At 35.8% G+C, this 20,498-nt stretch carries 21 protein-coding genes; 7 read left to right on the forward strand and 14 right to left on the reverse strand.

Translation table 11 applies throughout. From position 1 onward, the window contains the following. Positions 1-172 precede the first annotated feature (172 nt). The 4 genes from LJC66_RS15125 to LJC66_RS15140 form a co-directional block, all read right to left on the reverse strand. Positions 173-586 carry a DUF4395 domain-containing protein gene (locus tag LJC66_RS15125; RefSeq protein WP_195696700.1) on the reverse strand — a complete coding sequence of 138 codons (414 nt, stop codon included), beginning with the start codon at positions 584-586 and terminating at the stop codon, positions 173-175. A gap of 312 nt (positions 587-898) precedes the next feature. Further along, positions 899-1,729 carry a YitT family protein gene (locus LJC66_RS15130; RefSeq protein WP_195696699.1) on the reverse strand — a complete coding sequence of 277 codons (831 nt, stop codon included), beginning with the start codon at positions 1,727-1,729 and terminating at the stop codon, positions 899-901. 199 nt (positions 1,730-1,928) lie between these two features. Continuing rightward, positions 1,929-2,489 (reverse strand): hypothetical protein, encoded by a 561-nt coding sequence (locus LJC66_RS15135; RefSeq protein WP_034651039.1) that lies wholly within the window; start codon positions 2,487-2,489, stop codon positions 1,929-1,931. A gap of 197 nt (positions 2,490-2,686) precedes the next feature. Beyond that, positions 2,687-3,241: a GNAT family N-acetyltransferase gene (locus tag LJC66_RS15140; RefSeq protein ID WP_195696698.1), complete on the reverse strand. Its 555-nt coding sequence runs from the start codon at positions 3,239-3,241 to the stop codon at positions 2,687-2,689. 159 nt (positions 3,242-3,400) lie between these two features. Here LJC66_RS15140 and LJC66_RS15145 point away from each other — a divergent pair, with 159 nt between their 5' ends. Continuing rightward, the gene (locus LJC66_RS15145) at positions 3,401-3,544 is read left to right on the forward strand and encodes a hypothetical protein (protein WP_153254062.1); all 144 of its coding nucleotides are present in this window, start codon (positions 3,401-3,403) and stop codon (positions 3,542-3,544) included. 66 nt (positions 3,545-3,610) lie between these two features. Here LJC66_RS15145 and LJC66_RS15150 read toward each other — a convergent pair whose 3' ends face one another. The 5 genes from LJC66_RS15150 to LJC66_RS15170 form a co-directional block, all read right to left on the reverse strand. Continuing rightward, positions 3,611-4,435, reverse strand: a complete 825-nt coding sequence (locus LJC66_RS15150) for a thermonuclease family protein (RefSeq protein ID WP_195696697.1) — start codon at positions 4,433-4,435, stop codon at positions 3,611-3,613. A 420-nt stretch (positions 4,436-4,855) separates the two neighbouring features. Next, positions 4,856-5,515 (reverse strand): 2OG-Fe(II) oxygenase, encoded by a 660-nt coding sequence (locus LJC66_RS15155; RefSeq protein ID WP_195696696.1) that lies wholly within the window; start codon positions 5,513-5,515, stop codon positions 4,856-4,858. A gap of 250 nt (positions 5,516-5,765) precedes the next feature. Further along, entirely contained in the window at positions 5,766-7,268 is a 1,503-nt protein-coding gene (locus LJC66_RS15160) for a malate:quinone oxidoreductase (RefSeq protein ID WP_230932928.1), read from the reverse strand. 120 nt (positions 7,269-7,388) lie between these two features. Further along, a complete protein-coding gene (locus LJC66_RS15165; RefSeq protein ID WP_195696694.1) occupies positions 7,389-8,213 on the reverse strand; it encodes a pyruvate, water dikinase regulatory protein in 825 nt (274 codons plus the stop codon). 564 nt (positions 8,214-8,777) lie between these two features. Continuing rightward, positions 8,778-9,659, reverse strand: coding sequence for an HAD family hydrolase (locus tag LJC66_RS15170; protein WP_230932929.1), 882 nt, complete (start codon positions 9,657-9,659; stop codon positions 8,778-8,780). Positions 9,660-9,979: 320 nt separating this feature from the next. Here LJC66_RS15170 and LJC66_RS15175 point away from each other — a divergent pair, with 320 nt between their 5' ends. From LJC66_RS15175 to LJC66_RS15185, 3 genes are all read left to right on the forward strand, one after another. Then, positions 9,980-11,443: a hypothetical protein gene (locus LJC66_RS15175; RefSeq protein WP_115654203.1), complete on the forward strand. Its 1,464-nt coding sequence runs from the start codon at positions 9,980-9,982 to the stop codon at positions 11,441-11,443. A gap of 969 nt (positions 11,444-12,412) precedes the next feature. After that, complete coding sequence (locus LJC66_RS15180; RefSeq protein ID WP_195696692.1) at positions 12,413-13,435, forward strand: hypothetical protein; 1,023 nt, start codon at positions 12,413-12,415, stop codon at positions 13,433-13,435. 853 nt (positions 13,436-14,288) lie between these two features. Continuing rightward, positions 14,289-14,885: a mechanosensitive ion channel family protein gene (locus LJC66_RS15185; protein WP_014459595.1), complete on the forward strand. Its 597-nt coding sequence runs from the start codon at positions 14,289-14,291 to the stop codon at positions 14,883-14,885. A 2-nt stretch (positions 14,886-14,887) separates the two neighbouring features. Here the strand turns inward: LJC66_RS15185 and LJC66_RS15190 are convergent, their stop codons facing one another. The 3 genes from LJC66_RS15190 to LJC66_RS15200 form a co-directional block, all read right to left on the reverse strand. After that, the gene (locus LJC66_RS15190; protein ID WP_230932930.1) at positions 14,888-15,466 is read right to left on the reverse strand and encodes an HAD-IA family hydrolase; all 579 of its coding nucleotides are present in this window, start codon (positions 15,464-15,466) and stop codon (positions 14,888-14,890) included. Between the two features lie 127 nt (positions 15,467-15,593). Continuing rightward, positions 15,594-16,583 (reverse strand): glycine-rich domain-containing protein, encoded by a 990-nt coding sequence (locus LJC66_RS15195; RefSeq protein WP_230932931.1) that lies wholly within the window; start codon positions 16,581-16,583, stop codon positions 15,594-15,596. A gap of 71 nt (positions 16,584-16,654) precedes the next feature. Next, complete coding sequence (locus tag LJC66_RS15200; RefSeq protein WP_097825133.1) at positions 16,655-17,074, reverse strand: hypothetical protein; 420 nt, start codon at positions 17,072-17,074, stop codon at positions 16,655-16,657. Positions 17,075-17,481: 407 nt separating this feature from the next. Here LJC66_RS15200 and LJC66_RS15205 point away from each other — a divergent pair, with 407 nt between their 5' ends. Together LJC66_RS15205 and LJC66_RS27790 are read left to right on the forward strand one after the other, a co-directional pair. Further along, on the forward strand, positions 17,482-17,973 hold the full coding sequence (locus LJC66_RS15205; RefSeq protein WP_028409022.1) for a hypothetical protein: 492 nt from the start codon (positions 17,482-17,484) through the stop codon (positions 17,971-17,973). A gap of 80 nt (positions 17,974-18,053) precedes the next feature. Beyond that, positions 18,054-18,188: a hypothetical protein gene (locus tag LJC66_RS27790; protein ID WP_013083673.1), complete on the forward strand. Its 135-nt coding sequence runs from the start codon at positions 18,054-18,056 to the stop codon at positions 18,186-18,188. 57 nt (positions 18,189-18,245) lie between these two features. On the opposite strand, the gene LJC66_RS15210 is transcribed toward LJC66_RS27790, so the two are convergent. Then, on the reverse strand, positions 18,246-18,608 hold the full coding sequence (locus LJC66_RS15210) for a DUF4183 domain-containing protein (RefSeq protein WP_230932932.1): 363 nt from the start codon (positions 18,606-18,608) through the stop codon (positions 18,246-18,248). A gap of 134 nt (positions 18,609-18,742) precedes the next feature. Between LJC66_RS15210 and LJC66_RS15215 the strand changes: the two genes are divergently transcribed. Next, positions 18,743-19,123 carry a DUF4183 domain-containing protein gene (locus LJC66_RS15215; protein WP_230933713.1) on the forward strand — a complete coding sequence of 127 codons (381 nt, stop codon included), beginning with the start codon at positions 18,743-18,745 and terminating at the stop codon, positions 19,121-19,123. 136 nt (positions 19,124-19,259) lie between these two features. Here the strand turns inward: LJC66_RS15215 and LJC66_RS15220 are convergent, their stop codons facing one another. Then, on the reverse strand, positions 19,260-20,492 hold the full coding sequence (locus tag LJC66_RS15220) for an aminopeptidase (RefSeq protein WP_025751295.1): 1,233 nt from the start codon (positions 20,490-20,492) through the stop codon (positions 19,260-19,262). Positions 20,493-20,498 lie beyond the last annotated feature (6 nt).

The raw sequence follows: 20,498 nt of genomic DNA on the forward strand, positions 1-20,498 counted from the left end.
CCCCTTTTAAATCGTAACGATTATTATTATCATAAAAAGTTTAATTTGTTTACCTTACTTTGTCAACAAAGGTTTTTGAAGGATATAGGCGCTCCAACACTTGTTTTCACCCGTTATGATGATTAACGCATACAAATGAGCATAAAAAAACAAAGCCTTATCGAGGCTTTGTTTATGCAGCGTGTTTTTTTCTTTTATATTTCCACATCATATATCGATAACGAATCGTGCAGCCTATACAATATCCCATCAGTGCTACACCAGCAGCAAGAATGACCATTATACTAAATACATAGCCGACAAGCGTATAACCCACTAAAAAAGAAATGAAAGCAACTCCCATACATATCGTTGCAATCCATTGGTTAAAAAGCTGCTGATCCCGGTCTTCCATTTGATAAGAAGAAGCAGGCTTTTTGAGAAGCGTTTTCCCTGCCATAATTACGGGATTACGCTTTGTTGCAAGTGTGACTACTCCAACGAGAAAAGGCAAAAGTAAAAGCCACTTTGCCGCAAGTAAAGCGATCAAAACCGTTATAACGATAAAGAGTTGATTAAGCTGAACTAATGGTTTGGGAATGCTCATGGAACTCCTCCTTCTTAAAACCTATTATACAAATTGGTTTACTAAATTAAAAGAAAAAGCACTCCAAATCAGCGATAAGACTCATATAAAAAAGTTACATAATTTCACTAACGTACTTTAAGATCAGTATCGTAAATAAAATCAAGACAACGTATCGTAAAGAACGAATTCGACGTTGAAGAAGACGTTTTACATGCCTTTTATTACGCATATGGGTTCTTCCTTTCGTATATTGAATTGTCTCTAGACACACTTATATCATACTTTTCCGGAGAACACCAACGTCAGAAAAAATTGCCAAGAACCACAGCATTATGCACTTAGAAAGCCTTTTCCAATTACATCTCGTACATCGTGTACAATCACAAATGCTTCATCATCAATTTTTTTAATCAGCTTTTTAAGTTTAATAAGCTCTTGTTTATTAATGACTACATACAAGATTTCTTTTGATTCTTTTGTATAGTTTCCTCGACCGTTTAGAATCGTTACTCCGCGATCAAGCTGTTCATTTATTTGATCCGCTACTTCGTTTTTGTTGCTTGAAATAACGGTAACGGCCTTTTTGGCATCGAACCCTTCAATAACGAAGTCAATTACTTTTGTTGTAATGTACAGCATGACGATTGTAAATAGTAGCTTTTCGATTCCAATAATAAAATAAGAAGCCAATACCACTAGTAAATCAACCATTAAAAGTGCATGACTGACTTTCCAGTTTAAAAACTTATTTAGAATTCGAGCAATAATGGCTGAACCTGCTGTTGTTCCACCAACTCGCAAAATCATCCCAATTCCAACGCCTAGCAGTACACCGGCAAAAATCATGCCAATGAGTTCTTCATGAAGATGAAGACCCCAGCCTTCAGTTACATGAAGAAAAATAGATGTAGCGATAATCGTAATCATCGTATAGACGATGGTTTTTTTCTCTAAAAATTTATACCCTACGATAAGCAAGATACCGTTTAAAATAAAGTTAGTGATGCCCGTTGAAAGATGCGTTGTATAATATAAAATAATTGATATACCCGTAACGCCGCCTTCACCTAGTCCTATTGGAATGACAAACATGTTAACTGCAAGTGAAAATACAAACGAACCTATTAATAAAAAGATGACATCTTTTACTGTTTTACTCATCGATTAAACCCTCCTCGGCATAAAAATTCACATAAAAAAGCCCCTTCTCCAAAAGAGAAGAGACGCTTATGTTTAGTTTTTATATTACGTATTCTTAAATTGCCATGTATGACTATAATATGTTCAAATACGTTTGTCAAACGGAAAGTTTATGCATTATGTGTAACCAAGGCTATGAGTCATTTATCTTTTATGTATACTAGGAATGTTTTAATTTATTTAAACAAAGACGTATGCAGGAATTAGTTGACTCAATTAATTCTTTATCGCCTTTTTTCAATCGAATTTCTAACGCACGTTGAAAATAGTGATGTGCTCTGGAAACAACCCGCTGATCAAGTAAACATTTTCCATAATGCTGATAGACAAAGTCTTCATATATGTGAAGGTCTTCATCTGCTTTTAATTGTTCAATGAGTAGCTGAAACGTTTCATTCGCTTTATCCCACTGTTCTTGCCAGTGATATGTATGTCCAAGTCGGATCGTATTCAAAAATTCACCTATTGTATCAGCATGCCGGTCATATAGATAAATGGCCAGCAGCAGATGTCTTTCACTGCTCGTTAATTCTCCAAGTATGCGCTCATATACACCAATATGTCCATATGTTTTAGCAGCGGCACACTCATCCTCTTCTTCAAGAGCTCGTTTCTTTAAATAGATAATTCCCTGCTTCATTTGGTGTGGGTTAACCGGAACTTCTCGAAGCTGTTCATTAAATCGATAACTCATATTAAACGGAAGATCTCTGATGTTCATGCACGCTCCTTTCATGTGGCACATCAGCAAACATACTTTCATGACCGCTTGCTTATGGTCCATTGGATGTAGGATTCTTTCCATTTTGATACGTTTACGCGATTTACAGGAAAGCTCAGCAAAAGTGCTGAGCTGTTGGTTCTTATTATTTTACTTATATATCCATTTTATCACAAAAAATACTACCGTAAAGATGCTCAGGCAGTCTTCATATAAAAAAATGGTTTTTTATCAATAAAAATGGTTTTATACTCTTGAAAGCCTATACGCTGATACAATTTTTTGGCTTCTAGGTTATTATATTCAACGTTTAACGATAAAAACATCTTACGCTTTTTGGCTTCTTGCTTGGCTACATTTAAAAGAGCCGTTCCTATCCCTTTTCCACGGTAAGCTTCATCTACACATAGAGAGTCAATATAATAATCTCCATGTTCAGTTTCTATATCAATTTCCCACGCTGGATTATTAAGTTTAGCACGCACAAAACGCTTAACTGGTTCATAAAGCGTTTGTAACATACTTCCTTCGTAGCAAAGCATAAGTCCAACTACCTTCTCATCGACTTCTGCGACTGTAATATGATGATAGCTATAGCGATTCTTCTCAGACAGAATAAACGCTTTAAGTCTTAAAAGCGCTTCTTCATTCGTTGTAGCCGCTGTGTGAGAGCGCGCAATACTGCCAAGCATGTCATAAAGTAATTCCGTTACAGCAGAAGCATCTTCTTTTCTTGCTTTCCTTATTTTCACGATTTTCAAACTCCCTTTATTCTCTTCGCTTGCGTTATTTGTAGCAAACCTTCTTACCTATCTACTTTAACACGAAAAAGAAAAGAAAGAAAAAATTAACTCCTAATCTTCCTTTCATTGTATAATTAATGTATATTTTCAAATGAATGGATGATGACTATGAAAAAACGCCGTCAGCAGAAAGATACTACGGTAAGTGGATGGGAAGTTTTAGCAGAAATTCTTTTACAGGTGCCTCAGCTGCTCATATGGCCACTGCGTCTTCTTATACGGATTGGTCGCTCTTTGTTGGATGGTATTTAGCCAATCCTATACACATACTTACGGAACTCACAAAAAAAGAAACTCAGCAGCTACTGAATTTCTTTGTTAGTTTTTTGCTTTTGTGTATCCTGCTTCTTGCGCATCTTTTTCCGTACAGAACCAAATGACGTTGTTCATGGTTTGGCTGTAGTGTGCCCCTGTTGGCACGTGATAAATTTTAGAGTTTTGATTTCCTTTTATTTTACCTTCACAGCTTTTGGCAGACTGAGTATCCTTTTGTTTAGAAGAGGACTGATTTTTTACAGCATCCGTGTTATAGCCTTTTTCTTGGGCATAGTTTTCAATACTCCAGATGCCTTTTTCGCTTTTTCGAGCCTGCTCCTGTATTTTCTTAAATTCATCTACGTACTTTGTATTAGGAGGAAATACCGCTACGCGGGCTAACCCTTTTGCTAGCAGCTCTTCATTATACAGCTCATTGTCTATCCATACATACGCAAGCAAGCGTCCATATTGATCACGTTCCTGCACATCAAATTCAAGAGTGATTTCCTGCCCTTCTAGCCTTTTTTTCGTGTAAGCAGATGCTTCTGGACCAAAGGGCTGTACGCCTAGTTTGGGATGCTTTGTTTCAGGGGTATCGACAAGAAGTAGTCGCACTCGATCTCTCTTTCCGTTCAGCATTTTCACTTTAAGCGTATCACCATCCACCACTCTTTCTGCCGTAGCTGCCTCACCTACTACATCTTCACGACTTGCTTTAGAAGGACTATGATCGTCTTCTTGATCTGATGAACTTTCTACTTGAACTGCTTGTTTTGTATCCGTAGAAGATGTGGTTGAATGACTTGCCTGCTCATCGCTGCATCCAGTAAGAAGCAGCATAAACGTCGCGAGCATCGCGTAAATAATTGCTTTTATTTCTTTCAAAACCCGGGTCCTCCTTTAACACGTTCCCTATCTACTATATAAAAGTAAAATGATTTTATAAATAGTGTAAATCACCTAAAAACAAAAACTCGTGAAAATACCTTTCACGAGTTTTTTCGTGCACCTGTTATAAAAATTGGTTACCTGTTTTAAAATCATTATTTAAATGGCATCTATTTTATTTTTATCTCACGAACACATTTTTCGTTTTCGTGTATCCAGATTTTTAATCATGAGGATATTTTACACTACAAATACATTTATCGTCTACCGGCTTATAAGAATAAGGAATAGCCGCACAAATAGAATAAGTATGAATATTTCAATATAATAACTAGCTAACATGATTGCTATTTTTTCTGTAACATAAATAAGAGCCCTCATTAACAATAGCTAATAGGGCTCTTCAAACCTTTGTTTTTACGATCGAATTTTTTGTTTGCGCATCCACTGGGTAGCGACCCACTTTTCTCCTTTTATAACAGGAGCTCCCCCGTGGAGAGTACGGTCATTAAGTTCAGCATCACTATAAAAATATTCAAAGTACACGGCCATTCCTTTTGTTGGAGATACGGAAAGACCCAGCTTAGGAAAATAAGTTTCTCCTCCTTCTTCGACATCGTTTAAGTACATAACCAATGTACTAATACGGTTATTTTTAGATGCTTTACTTGCAGAAGTGAAATAATCGTGATGTGCTTTGTATTCTTGATCAGGCAAGTATTTTAAAACTTGAAGACCTTCAGCATATTCAATAGAGGGTCCCATTATTTTAGAAAGTCTTCTTTCGATTTGATGTACAAGCTCGTTTTCGCTTTCTTCAAAAAACATGCCGCTGCTCGTTCGAATACTGTTTACTTCACGTGCAGCACCAATTTTTGATCGCTGCATTTTATCTTTGGATAACTGTATAAGTTCGTCACATTCTTCGTTACTTAGTACATTTCCTAAAACTAGAACAAGAGGCTCTTCAAATCGAGCAACAATATTAATCTCTCTGTCTTCTAATTTAACTTTATTCCCTGTATGATTAAAAATCGTTTGTTCTTTCGTTAGTAAAGATGTATTAGTTAGAATCATCTTTTATCGGCTCCTCGAAATAGCTATTTTCCAATTCTTCACTCCATTATATGTAAACGCTTACTAATAAGAATTATATCATGAATACGAAGTAAATTCTGCTAGCAAAGGAAATAAATAAAAAGAAGCCCGTCATATAACGGAGCTCCCTCATTTTTTCTTATAGATTTCACCTATATTTTTAATACTTTACAACAGCTCCTAAAAGATTCTTTTAATCTAAAGCACATGTGTCAAAAGCTGCTTAAAATCATCGGTACACAAGTTCTTTTTTACTTAAATCAAGCGTTTGTGCTGTAGAAGCATGAATTTCGTTAAAAAGCGCTGGATTTTCTACCAGTGACAAGCCGTAAGAAGGAATCATTTCTTTTATTTTTGATTCCCATTTCTTCATATGCTGGGGGAAACACTTTTCTAGCACTTCAAGCATAACATGAACGGCAGTCGAAGCACCTGGCGAAGCCCCGAGCAATGCAGCAACGGAACCATCAGCTGAACTCACAACTTCTGTACCAAATTGAAGAGTTCCTTTACCTCCGGCTTCCGTATCTTTGATTACTTGTACACGCTGACCCGCTACGACGATATCCCATTCTTCGCTTTTTGCGTTTGGAATAAACTCGCGAAGTTCTTCCATACGCTTTTCATTGGACAACATCACCTGCTGAATCAAGTATTTCGTTAGGCCCATCTCTTTGACGCCTGCTGCTAACATCGTCAAGATATTATTCGGTTTTACAGAATTGATTAAGTCCAAATTTGAACCCGTTTTTAAGAACTTTGGTGAAAATCCGGCGAAAGGTCCAAACAGCAGTGTTTTTTTGCGGTCGATATAGCGTGTATCAAGGTGCGGAACCGACATCGGCGGAGCCCCAACCTTCGCTTTTCCGTATACTTTCCCGTGATGCTGAGCTACAACTTCGGGATTATTGCATACCATAAATAATCCGCTTACCGGGAACCCTCCAATATGTTTGGACTCGGGAATACCCGTTTTTTGGAGTAAAGACAGACTTCCGCCTCCTCCTCCAATAAAAACGAATTTCGCCGTGTGATATTCCTGTTTGCCGCTATGAATATCATGTACTTTTACTTCCCACGAGCCATCTGCGGTACGTGTCAGATTTTCAACGCTGTGGTTATAGTTTATTTCTACGCTTTTACTTTTTAAATGTGTAAACAACATACGAGTTAAAGCTCCAAAGTTCACATCCGTCCCTGAGTCAATTTTGGTTGCCGCAATTGCTTCAGTCGATGTACGGCCTTTCATAACAAGCGGTATCCATTCTTTTAACTTTTCAGGACGATCCGAATACTCCATCCCTTGAAACAACGGATTATTTGATAGCGCTTCAAAACGTTTTTTCAAAAAGGATACGTTCTTTTCTCCTTGTACGAAACTTATATGAGGGATTGGCATAATAAACTCTTGCGGCTGATGAATTAAATTACTGCTTACAAGATACGACCAAAACTGTCTTGAAAGCTGAAACTGTTCGTTGATTCGCACTGCTTTCGTAATATCTATAGATCCGTCAGCTTGTTCAGATGTATAGTTCAACTCGCACAGTGCAGCATGGCCCGTCCCTGCATTATTCCATTCATTTGAGCTTTCTTCTCCTGCATCTGCGAGTTTCTCAAATACTTTGATTTCCCATTCCGGCGCTAACTCTTTTAGTAAAGACCCCAACGTTGCGCTCATAACTCCGGCCCCAATTAAGATAACGTCTGTTTTTTTATATACATTGCCCATCACAATCTTCCTTATCTTTTGTATTTTTAAAAAGCACCTTTTAGCAACACGCCTGTTCTACCTGACCCTCTATAGATTAAGTATGTCTGACAAGTTATCTGTCTTACATAATGGGAGTTTTTATACATACCCTTTCATCTTATCTTTTTTTAACATGCTCAATATCACTTCAGCGGTTTCTTCAACTGCTTTACCTGAGACATTAACAATAGGACAGCCAATGCGCTTCATAATTTTCTCAGCATAGTCCAGCTCTTCAAGGATTCGATCTACATTGGCATAGTTGGCTCGAGACGCTAAACCTAAATTTTTTAATCGTTCCTTTCGGATTTCATTGAGCTTATCCGGTGTAATAACTAAACCAATACATTTATTTTTCGGAATAGTAAAAAGTTCATCAGGAGGCGTCACTTCTGGAACTAACGGTATATTCGCTACTTTAAGACTTTTATGAGCTAAATACATAGAAAGTGGCGTCTTTGATGTTCTCGAAACACCAATCAACACTAGATCAGCTCGCTTGATACCTCTGAAGTCTTGTCCATCATCATACTTAACAGCGAATTCAACTGCTTCTACTCTTCTAAAATAGTTATCATCTAATTTTCTCGTTAATCTCGGTTGAAGATTAGGTTCCTTATTAAAAGTTTGGCTAAAGGCACTCATAAGAGGAGTCATTAAATCAATGGCTACAATTCCTTCTTCTTGTGCCTTTTTGTCAAGATACTGTTTTAAAGGTGGAATGACGATGGTATACGCAATGATGGCCTCATTATACCTTGCTTCAGCAATGATATTATCAATATTTCCCTCATCTTCTACGTAAGAAGTATTTTGAATTTCAATATCTTCTCCACTAAATTGAGTTAAAACTGCTTTTACCATCAGCTCAGCCGTTTCACCTACTGAGTCGGAAACTATATAGACAATTTTTCTTTTATTCACATTAAATCTTCCTATTCTTTGATTTTAATAGTTTAATAACGCTAGTATTTTTTGTTTAACTATTATTTAGCAGCTTGCAAGATACATATTTTATTCGTAATGAATGGACTAATATTTTGGACATGTGATTATAAACACTTCAAAAAAAACGATCTAATTCAACGTTTATGTCATACTAATTATAAAATAAAGCTAAATATGCTATACTATTTTCGTTAAATGTTATATTAGCATTAAATATACGGAGATACAATCCCTTTTCTACGCATTTTATAAAAAGTTTGAAGAAAGAAAAAGTTTAGATTTCAAAATGTTTTATGCTTTGGCATGGTGGCACTCATCAGGGCTGAGAGGCGTTTTGCAGGAATAGGCACGAGAATAGTTATGTTGTTTATAACATGATTTTTAAATTATAGAAGATTTATTCTTATCTATTCTTTTTAGCTAAGAGTGCTATAACTAAAAATAATGAACGGTTTACTTTTTACCTTATACATACTAAAAACACCGCCTAAAAGACGATGTTTTGAATAGTTGGTTATATGTCGTAAAATAGATTAATTTTTATAAAACGGGATTACTTCTAGTAGATTTTTGCAATAAAAATTTAGAAAGATAATGAGATACGCCGTTTTCGTCACAGTTAAATTCCGTTATGTCATCGACAATTTCTTTAATATGATCCGGCGCGTTTTTCATAGCTACAGCGTAGCTGGCAAACTGAAACATTGGTAAATCATTGTTGCTGTCGCCAATTGCTAGAATGTCTTGCTCGGGCAAATTAAAATGTTTTAGCATTTGCTGAATTCCCGTTGCTTTATTTACGTTTGCCACCATCACTTCAACATTGTGTTTAGATGAAGTAGAAGTTGTAAAGTCGATTTTTTGCTTGAGTTTTTCAAGCTCCTCTTTCCAGTTATCGATCTGCTCGTGCGTTCTTGCAAAGAAATAGAACTTTGAAAATTCGCTTCCTTCTACGGAATCTGTCCAGTCAATTTCTTCTTTAATTGCTTGTTTACGGGAAAGCCATTCGTTAATTTCCACACTGGCTGGCTTTGGCTCTCTAATTTCATTTTCAACATACGGCTGATCTTGTTTTAACGTCACGCGAGGTGTGCCGTACGGGAAAAGCTCGTAGTATACCTTGTTCGCTCTTGCTTTTTCAATAATGGTTTCCACCAACTGGAGCGAAAGCGAATGCTGAAAGACTGATTCTTTTTCTACGTACCCTGCCATACCATTTGACGTGATAAATCCATCCACTTGAAAGCCTTCAGGAACTAACTCTTCTATTTCATCAAACGCTCTTCCCGTAGCAATAAAAACAAAAATTCCCTGTTTTCGTAATTCGTCAATGATTTCTTTTGTTTGAATACTTACTTTGTTGGAGCGATTTAATATCGTACCGTCCATATCTAAAAAAATTGCTTTAGGTTTTAATAACATATTTATTCCCCCTATTTGTAAAAAGAGTGTACTTGGCAAGTATAAACTTTTCCATTTTCAAACTCAATGAATGTACTTTGCTTTTCGCTTCTATAAAGCTACTATAATACTCTCTTCATATCAAAAGTACGTAACTATATGGAGGCCCCACAAAAAGCTATTTATATTTACAATAAGTCTTTATATACTAATAGCCGGCTGGGCTTATTTGGTATAAAACAGCTTTCACAAAAATGAATTTTCCTTTTAGCCTTTAGAGTATCGTTCAAAAAAGATATAATAAGATTGTTACAGATTAAATACATACAGAGGAGGTCAACATGAAAGAACCATCCAATTTTTCTCCTTACCTTATTAAACAAATCAGCGATGCGATCGATGACAATATCAAAGCAAAGTGTATAGACTTTTTATATGATTCTCACTCGTTCTTTTCGAATGAAAAAGATTTTATAGAAGACTACATTTTAAATATATTGCAAGATACGTTTGTTTTAGAGAATAAATTAATAAATCCTAAGGAAATCAGAAACCCTGCCTACAAAAGAAGACAGTCGAATAAGAAAAACTGGCTGCAAACATTAAAAAAAGATATTAAAGCAGAAAAGCCTAACCCTATTTTTGAAGACATTGAATTGGCCAAAAAAGTGATGGATAAAAAAGTGGATACCGAACACTTAAAAAAGCTGTTTGGCGTGGAAAAGCCTGAAGATATTTTAAAGATAAAGTTAAAAGAAGTAGAGGCATGGGCTAAAAGTAAAAAAACAAATATTACCGATTTTCCTTATTTAGATTCAAAGATGAATTATCAAATAGAGAAAGCATTTCACACAGACTTTACTTTTTTAATTGCTGAAATCATACTAGAAAAATACAATGGAAATTTGAGTAACTGGATTGATAAAAGATTAAATTCGTGGGTAGAGGCCCCTATCTTCTCAAATGAAAGTCATTCTCTTAAAACCAATATGGAAGTTAAAACAAACTCCCAAGAAGTCGTTTTATATAATGACTATAAAGTTGATGAAGAATATTTCATTCGCACCATTATCCCAGTGAATGATAATCAAACGGTTCTTTCCAAACGAAATATGGTTTTAGACCCAAAAGATTCCCAAATTATCCAGTTTGCTCTTTCACAGCGCGACGAGATGTTTTATAAAGAAAAAACGGTGACTCTTGATTTAGCGGATATCGTTAAGGAAATTTATAATTCAAAAGGTGTAAAAAACTATGAAGCGGTTGAAGCCCGCATTATGAAAATTGCCAGATACCACGTAGAAGGTGTAGCGAAGAAGAAAAATTCCAGAGATACAAAATTTGCGATAAACTTCTTCCAAAAAGCTGTTATTGAAACCGATGAAGTAACGGGCAGACGATATGCAACCATCGTATTTAGCGACGATACGCATCAAGGCTTTTTAAATCAGCAGTTTGTACAAATTTACAGTGACGTTATTAAAAAGTTTAAAGATAACTCGCTGTCTTCTTTACTGCTGTATGCATTTCAAAAAGAGCGATTAGATTGTTATTTACAAGAGAAGTCTTACACTCATTTTTACCCGTATCAATATTTTGCTTCAAAAGTTCGTTTTCGTTCAAAGAAAATTGATGTCAATCTAAAATTAATTAATGAATCTCTAGCAGAGTTTGTTAGCAATCAAGTCCTGATCCAAAGTTATCAGCAAAAACTTCAAGGATTTGAAATCTCTTTTATTCCTCTTCAAAATTATGAAATTCAAGACTATTTTGGAGGAGAACATAGAGAAACATTGGAAGGGTAAATTGTTCCCTTCCTTTTTTATTTGATATTTTGCCACTTTCAGCTTATAAATACAAAATATCCCTCTACTTTTATTTCATAGTTTGGAAGTTTTGTCATTTTTAACGTACTAACCAGAAGCTTTGGCCGTTTTTGACGTACTCCTTCGCTTCTTTTGCCGTTTTTAGCGTACTAATTACTACCTTTTGCTGTTTTTGACGTACCACTCTGATTCTTTTGCCATTTTTGACGTACTAAATGCATTTTATTTACTAATAATTACTTATTAATTGTTAATTATTCGCTTTTTTCCGTAAAACAATCCTACCTTTTGCCGTTTTTGTCGTACTCCTTCGTTACTTTTGCCGTTTTCTGCGTACTAAACATTGCTTTTCCCTTTATTATTGCCTTTTCAAACCCCATTTTTTATTTTTTTCGCAGCATATATAAAGCTTTGGCCGTTTTTTACGTACCAAACGATAAGTTTTGCTGTTTTTGTCGTACTACTACGTCGTTTTTGACGTTTTTCACGTACTAAAAATAGCTTTTGCCATTTTTGACGTACCAATAAAATTCATTGTGTTATGTACAAAGATTAGAGAAGCGATTTTTTTACCTTTTTTTAGGTGAATCGAGGTAGCTTTTGCTGTTTTTAGCGTACCATTCTTCACTTTTGCTATTTTTAGCGTACTATACTGAAACTTTGGTCGTTTTTTACGTACTAAAACGCATAAAGTTTTTTTTGGTTTTTACTGATCGTAACAAACACTGTTCTACCGGTACTTGCTTGCTTTTGCCGTTTTTGTCGTACTAAAAAACCTATACTCTGAACCCCTTGATACGACAGCATTCTTTGAACCTTTTGCCGTTTTAAGCGTACTACTCGTTCGTTTGCGATTCTGTTTCTTATTGATATAATTTTCACAAGGTATTCTTTGTTATTTTACCCTAATAAATTATTGTTGATATGAAATAGATTGGAGGGATTCTCATGATAAAAAAAGAATTTGCGAAAATTGGAAAACAAATTATTCGCCAATTGTCTAGCACCGTAGAAAAATATAAAGATATTGAAGATCACATGGACCTAGACGCTCATGGGAACCCTACAATCAAAACAGTAGCAGAACATCACCGTTTATCTAAATCTCAAATTTCACAATTAATTTTTTATCACTTCCTTCATGTTGATGAAAGAGGTATTATTTGTGATGTTTCTGAAAAAGAGATTGCAGCCGCTTTGAATTGTACAGTTCGAACAGTTCGCAACAACAATGTAGTATTAGCAGAAACAGAATTAATTTCCTATTCTCGCAGCGGCAAAGGAATCAATATTTGTATTGTTCCCTATCCTCAATATTTTGAAGAACACGGCTTTGGGTTTATGGAATTAGAATATACTCGCTTTGAAGAGCTTATTCTAATTGAAAACGTAAACGCCCTTCGCTTAGAGCTGCGCAAAGAATTGGTTTATGACAACGATACGATTAAGCGTCAGTTTAATCCTGGAGAAAACACTTCAAAAATTAGCTTTAATGACTATAAGATTTTTACGCCGAAATATACTCACTACAAAGGTATGATGCAAAAGATAGCTGAAACACAGACGAGCGCATTTAAAACCGTTGTCCAAGGATCTACTATTTTCTTTGTTTTAAAAGACGGAGCGAAAAATGGCAAGATGTCAAAACAAGAAAAGAAAGATCAATATAATGCGGCGATTCGACGTACTATTGAAGAAACTTTTGCAAAATTATCTGGACACAGCACAGATTCTACAGGAATTGTTATGTCTTCATTCCAAAACGAAGACATCGCTGATTTGGTTCAGCTTTCTTTTGAATATGGTATTGAACGAGTGAAGTCTGCCCTTTATACATTGATTGAACAGGCCTTCTTCAGCCATGACGCTCAAGTCGTTGAAAATTATGGTGGAAAAATCCGTACGCTCATTCGAAAAGAGCTTTCAAAAAATCTTCAAGATCAAGTCCCTGCCGAACTTACAGCTTCATAAGGGGCTTATTTGGCATGCTTTTTTTTTTATTTTATCTCCCTTCTCTTCTCTTTTTGATACAAATAGCGCAAACAAACACCCATTTTTGCAGCTCTCCAATTCCATTATCCTATCCATATAAACGTAATGAGTTCAAATAAATGATATTTCTTGTGTATAACTACGGAATATTACTAAAAAAACACCTTCATACTTATCCACAAAAGAAAGAAAACATATTCAATGACTGTTATATCATCCTCTTTGTTAATAAAAACATCCCTTTTATTTTTTTATTAACGATAATTTCCAGGTTATTTACTCTTTAACACAACTACTTTTATCCACAGTGGAAATAATTCATACTTTTAACAGCAATCTTCATACCATTGATTTTAAAATCCCTCTATTGCAGGAGAAAAAACATAGTAAATAAAATATATTACATATTTACTACGATAAAAAACATCCTTTAGCTAAAGGATGCTGTTCACAAAAAAGGTCTATTTTCCACACAGTTATTTATTGAAAAGCTATTTTCTTTCTAACCCTTGATATCATTGTGTTTTTAGAAGATTTTTCTTTCTTTAATATCTGTATATAATGTTTGCTAATAAGATCTATACTAATATCTGCTATAATTTTTTATTTAATCTTTGTATAAAGAAATGCTTTAAAAATCTCTATACTTGAAGATTTCTCTTTTTCTAAATTAAGGAATTTTTATTACATATACCAGATACAAATAAATTAAATTAAAATAAAACCATACAATCGTTCAAACTTACCTTAATAAATTCTAGTAGTATATTTTTTAAAATAAATTATACTATTCAGTAGAGAAAATTTTATAAAGCAAGAAAGGGACTTAGTCATGAAATACATACAGTGGATACAGCAAACTCTATTTAATACCGGTAAGTGGATTGACATTAGTGAAGTAATCATAAAGATTATCCTCATTTTTATCATTGCTCAAATTGTCATCCGGTTTGCTCGTAGTGTAATTAATAAAATCTTTGATTTCAGATTTAAAACTAAGCTGCTGAGGTACAATGAACGTAAAGAAATAACGCTCAAAAAACTTTGTCTGAGCATTGTCATGTACGTCGTGTATTTTATTGTACTTATCACATCTTTAGAAGCAATCGGAATTAATATGAAAGCACTTTTAGCTGGTATTAGCGTAGCAGGGTTTATTACAGGCTTAGGTGCACAGAATTTAATTAAAGATATTTTAAACGGTTTTTTTATTCTGTTTGAAGATCAATTCTCAGTAGGAGATCACGTATCCATAAATGATACAAAAGGAACTGTTGAAGAAATTGGATTGCGCACGACAAAAATTCGCGGAGTTGACGGAGAGTTTTACTTTTTTGCCAATAGTAACATTACAAAAGTAGCGAACTACACGCTCGGTGAAATTCCCGAAATACATACACCTGAACAAATAAAAACTCGTGAAGAATAGCTTCACGAGTTTTTATTTACGACCGTTGTAAAGAATTGATCATATGATGTAAGGTGATAATCTGCTTCAATATCGTCATTTTGAAATGCACATGTTTTAATTCCCAGTTCACGAGCAGGTTTTAAATCGAGCTCGCGATCTCCAATCACTAAATCGAGCTGATACTTATCGTGAAGATATGCATAAGCGCCGCTATCAGGCTTTCGTTTGTAGCCATCATCCTTTGTAATAATCTCCGTAAAATAGTGCTCCATATTAAAAAATGCAAGAATATCAAGAGTAGACTGTCTAGATTTATGCGTAACAATTACATTTGTATCCGCAAAGCTCAGTACGTCTTCTACGTGAGGAAAAGCAGGCTTATCTTTAGGGTTGATTTTCTGTTCGACCACATGGAAGTGTTTATCAAACAAAGACTTTTCAATATTGAAATGCTTAATTGCTACGTCAGAAGAAACCTTCATTTGTCTTAGAATATCATCTTCTGAGATTGTTTGATCTGTTAGTAGTTCTTTAAATGCTTTTACAATAGTCGGATAGGTATCAAAGATGGTTCCATCAAAGTCCCATAAAATATTCATTTTCACTGTCTCTCCTTTTTAAAAACGTAACGATTATACCAAATTTTTCATTGCTTGTCAGTTAACCTTTTTATCATTGTTACATTTGCAGTAAAAAAACTCGCTTTATACGAGTTTTTTCACTGTACTAGCTGCTGCTGCACCCGCTCCCGCAGCTAGAGCTTGAACAGCTTGAGCTGCTGCCGCTGTCATGATGATGGTGACCTCCGTCGTGGTGATGATGACGGTTGTCTTCCCATGGACTTGAACAGCTATAGCCGCTGTACGAGGCTGTATCTCCCGCATAGATTGTCTTTTTGTATAGCAGCAGTTCATTCATATGTCTTGAAAAGTCGGTAGCTTCGTAAAGTGAATAAAAAACAAAGCCTTGAAAAAGAAGTTCGGTTGATACATTCCCTTTTGTTAATGCTTTTTTAAAGTACGACGATCCTTCGGATTTCATTCGTTTTTTTGCATCCTTAATTTCTTCTTTTAATGTTTGAATCAAGTGCCTCTGTTGTTTTTCCCACTTGCCGTTTCTTAAAAAATAGCGATCTAGTAATTCATCTTCTGATAACCTTTGAAAATCTTGAAGCGTACTTTTATCAAGCGGATGCTGAAAAAATTTCCCCCAAAGCAGTCGGCTGTTACCCGTTATGTCAAACAAATGAGCATACATCCAATCAAAGAACGCTCGCTTATTCGGCTGTGGGGATGGAATTGTCTCTACATTTGGCTGGTGATGCAAAAAGCGGTTGAAAAAACGGTCTGTAAAACGTTCATAATCCACTGTAAACATAATCATTTCATGCCATACTTCATCCACTTTTGCACTAAACATCGGTACGTCTTTGATGACTGCATTTAATAAAAAGTAGCGCTTCATCTCAAAAAACGTCCATTCTACTTCATCGGCTTTTGTATTTTTCCCTTTCATACGCTGTTTCACCTGTTGAACATAGGCTGTGTGTAAAGAATCTTCTAGTGAATGGACAATATCTTCAAACCCCTGATCTTTATGTATGCCGAGCTCATCTGGAAGCTCCTCTTTGTACAAGCGAAATCCTCTCGACTTTGCAATTCCTTTACTAATCAAAGCTAAAAGAATTACCGCTCCTACTATAATGGCTGCTATCATCTTCTCCCCCCTATATCGTACTGTATATTCAATATTTTACCACATTCGTAAAATACAAAAAAAGAGCTCAATTAACTTGAGCTCTCTTCATCATCGGGCATCTCGTCTACCTTTTCTACTTTGACTAGACCTTTCGTGCTATATTCAAGATCAAAGTATGCTTTAACGATATCCCCTTTTTTCAAATTGCTTGGAATCGGTTCATTTAAATTTTTATCGGAAAATTTAATGCCCGTTCCTTCTTTTGTTGTTCCGCTGTATGTACCATTTTCGATTTTTTCAATAGTAATATAATACACTCGATATTTGTGCGCTTCCTCGTCGCCCTTTGCTTTTTCTTTAACGGTTTCTTGTTCAGGAAGCTTACTCAGTGTTTCTTGGGCCTGTTCAGAAGTGGGCTCTGCTGATCGATTTATGAATTGCATCACAACTAACACTAAACATATAACTACTAAAACTAATAATAATATCTTTTTTGCTGATAAAGACAATGAACTGTGCCTCCTTACACCTTTATGTATATCATGCTGCACACAAGAGATTATACACGATAAAGGATTAGAAATTGGGATAAATTCTATAAAAATAGTAAAAATATGAGAAAATACCTAGAATTTTTTAAGCTTTTCTGCACTTTTTTGAGATAAAAAAGAAATTTGGTACCTTATCCTTAAATTGTAACTGATTTGCTTCATTTTCGAAAAGAGTTTTGCCCATTTTGTCGTAAAAAAGTCATAATAAGAAGGAATATCACACCATATTGTCGAACGTATGTATATACTTATAATGAACTGCCGAACTGCTTTTCTCTATCCTCATTGTTGAGGCAATATGGCAACTGAAACAGCTTGCTGTTAAATTCAGATTACACATCTATACTCAGGAGGTGGAATGCAAAATGATGTTTGCACTTATTGTTGTGGTTGGTATCGTAGCACTTGGCGTAGCTAGCTTCTACGTCATTAAGCGGCCTCAAGGCGCTGTTGATCCTGAGGATCGCAAACCGCTTGTTTCTGTAAACGGACATGTTAAATTTGCAGAAGGGATTAATCAAATTTCCATATCTAAAATTGACATGTACGATCAGCGTCTTGTTATCAATCAAGTAGCTATTATTCCATTTAACCGTATTCAACGAGCAGAATTTTCAAAGGTTGTCAAAAATGAAAAAGGCCTTCACGGAGCTCCTGTTCAACGCTATTTCGGTGAACTAACCATTCATTTCACAGACAAAAACGGGCAAGAAACATACATTCGCTGTGAAACACCGAAAAAAAATCAATTTCACCTCATCTACCAATATGATTTAATGAAAAGACAATTAAATAAGCGTCTTGGTCTTGAAGATCAGCAGCCTTATCTTACTCTCCAAGAACCATACGAACTATAAGAAAAAACCTCCCTTTTTCACATATTATTTCACTTCCCTGTACATACTAGAAGCGAAACTGAAAATGGGAGGTCATTCCAATGGATTTCGTCCGTTTTTTGCAATATTTTTGTTCAATCGCCGGCGCTCTATGCTTAGGGTTTACCTACTATCACATGTTCAAGCGTGACGCTCCGGTTAAAAAAGAAGAATCACAGCAAGGTGGAACTGACTAACGTTCACCTTGTTTTTTTATGTGCAGGCATGTGTACTTCGCATTCTGTGGTTGAAAGTTAGATTACTTTAATCATTTGTAAAATCACGGGTGATTTTTCTAAAGGAATATCCTCTGTGTTAATCATAAGAAGTCCTTTTTGGACGCTGTAATTGGAGGAAGGCTGTAACACACCGTTGATAAATAAATTACTGTATGAATAGTTCTCAGGATCCAATATATGCTGCGTGCCGTATTCTTTTAACGCGTCTTGATCTGTAAAGATGCGCTTGCTGCCTCCGGCTACCGTATAGTATTCAAAGATGCGAACTTTTTTCAGGAATATATACCTAAATTCCTGCTGAGGCAACACGGGAAGCTTAATAAAAGGTGTCGAACAAGAGGATGCATACTGATCGCAGCCGTAAGATTTTTTCTTCAAGAAAAAATCTCCTTCACAGATGTACTTAGTTTAGTTATAGTCTTTAAGAATTAAATTTATGCCACTAAACCTATTCCTTAGAAGGAACGAATGCACATATTGAAGGATAGAACATGAAAGGAGGTAACACATTTATGCCTCTTCAAATTATGAAACTCGCTATAGCCGCTACTACCACTGTAACAGTCAGCCCAACCGTCTCACGTTTCTTTTATACAGCAACTGCTACAACTACGGGTGCAGCCACTTTAACAATCGATGCCGCTGACTTTTTTGGCGATACGGGTGCAGCTGCTACTGAACTCCCTGCTTTAGCTACGGATAACAGCTACTATAATGTGTATATTAACGGCGTTTTACAAATGGCTGGCGTTTCAGCTTATACAGCGGGAGCTGCAGGTGTTGGTTCTTTAGCCATTACTGTTCCTGCAGGATCTACCATTTTGGTTGGTTCTCCTATAGTATTAGAAGTTACAAACTTTGCTCCTGATTCTGATACAGATGTACTGACTTAAAAATGACTATGGTATTGTTATAAAGCGTAATTACGTGTAAGATATATAAAATCTCAGTTTTACAGAAATTTAGTGCTCATAACAAAAGCTTCTGCGGATATAGCGCAGAAGCTTTTATTATTGTTATTTATTTAATTCAAAACGCCCAGTTCCCTTTTCTAAACACAGGCTCGCTTGTACCGTCAGCTTTGATGCCGTCGATGTCCATTTCAGCTGAGCCAATCATGAAGTCAACGTGGGTGATGCTGTCGTTTGCTCCGTTTTGTGACAGCTCTTCTTTAGACATAGTTTTTCCGCCTTCTAGACAGAAAGAGTACGAGCTGCCGATGGCTAAATGGTTGGATGCATTTTCGTCAAACAGCGTGTTGTAGAAAATGATATTTGACTGAGAAATTGGCGATTGATGCGGTACTAAGGCTACTTCTCCTAAGTATTTGGCACCTTCATCTGTTTCAATTAGGTGCTTTAACGTTTCTTCGCCTTCTTCTGCTTTTACATCAACAATTTTTCCATTTTCAAATGTTAGCGTGAAGTTCTCAATTAAGTTTCCTGCGTAGCTAAGCGGTTTTGTGCTCGTTACTTGACCATTTACGCCGTCTTTTTTCGGAAGTGTGAATACTTCTTCTGTTGGCATATTGGCCATGAACGAGTTGCCGTCTTCATTAACACTGCCTGCGCCAACCCAAATATGTTTGTCAGGAAGCTCAATTGTTAAATCTGTTCCTGGCGCTTTATAGTGAAGCTTAGCAAATCTTTTTTCATTTAAAATGTCTACTTTTGTATGTAATGAAGCGTTATGCTCTTCCCATGCGGCCACTGGATCTTCTTGATCTACGCGCACGGATTTAAAAATAGCTTCCCACAGTTTTTCTTGCTGCTGTTCTTCTGGAACGTCAGGAAATACTTTAGCTGCCCAGTCTTTTGAAGGAACAGCTACAATGGACCAGCTGATTTTATCGGATTGGATCGCTTCACGGAATTTTTTCATTGCTTTTCCGCTTACTTTTTGGAACGCAGCAATACGTTTGCCGTCTACTCCTTTTAGTAAGTCAGGACCGCTTGAAATTACAGATAAAACAGCGCCTCCGTTTTTCACAAGCTCTTCTCTTGCTTGAGCTTTCCAAGCAGGAAATTCATTAAATACAGATTCATCCGCTTTTTCATATTTCAAACGAACTAAATGATCGTCATGCCAGTCTACATCAACAGACTTTGCTCCGGCTTCGTACGCTTTTTTCGCAATTTCACGAACAAAATCAGCGGAAGAAATATCGGCATTAATGTTTAATACTTGCCCTTTTTGAATGTTTACACCGACTTTTACAGCCAGCTCGGCGTACTTTTCAATATTGCGCTCAAACTGTTCCATAATTTA

The sequence above is a fragment of the Priestia sp. TSO9 genome (genome assembly GCF_021029645.1).
In the GTDB taxonomy this organism is placed as follows: domain Bacteria; phylum Bacillota; class Bacilli; order Bacillales; family Bacillaceae_H; genus Priestia; species Priestia megaterium_E.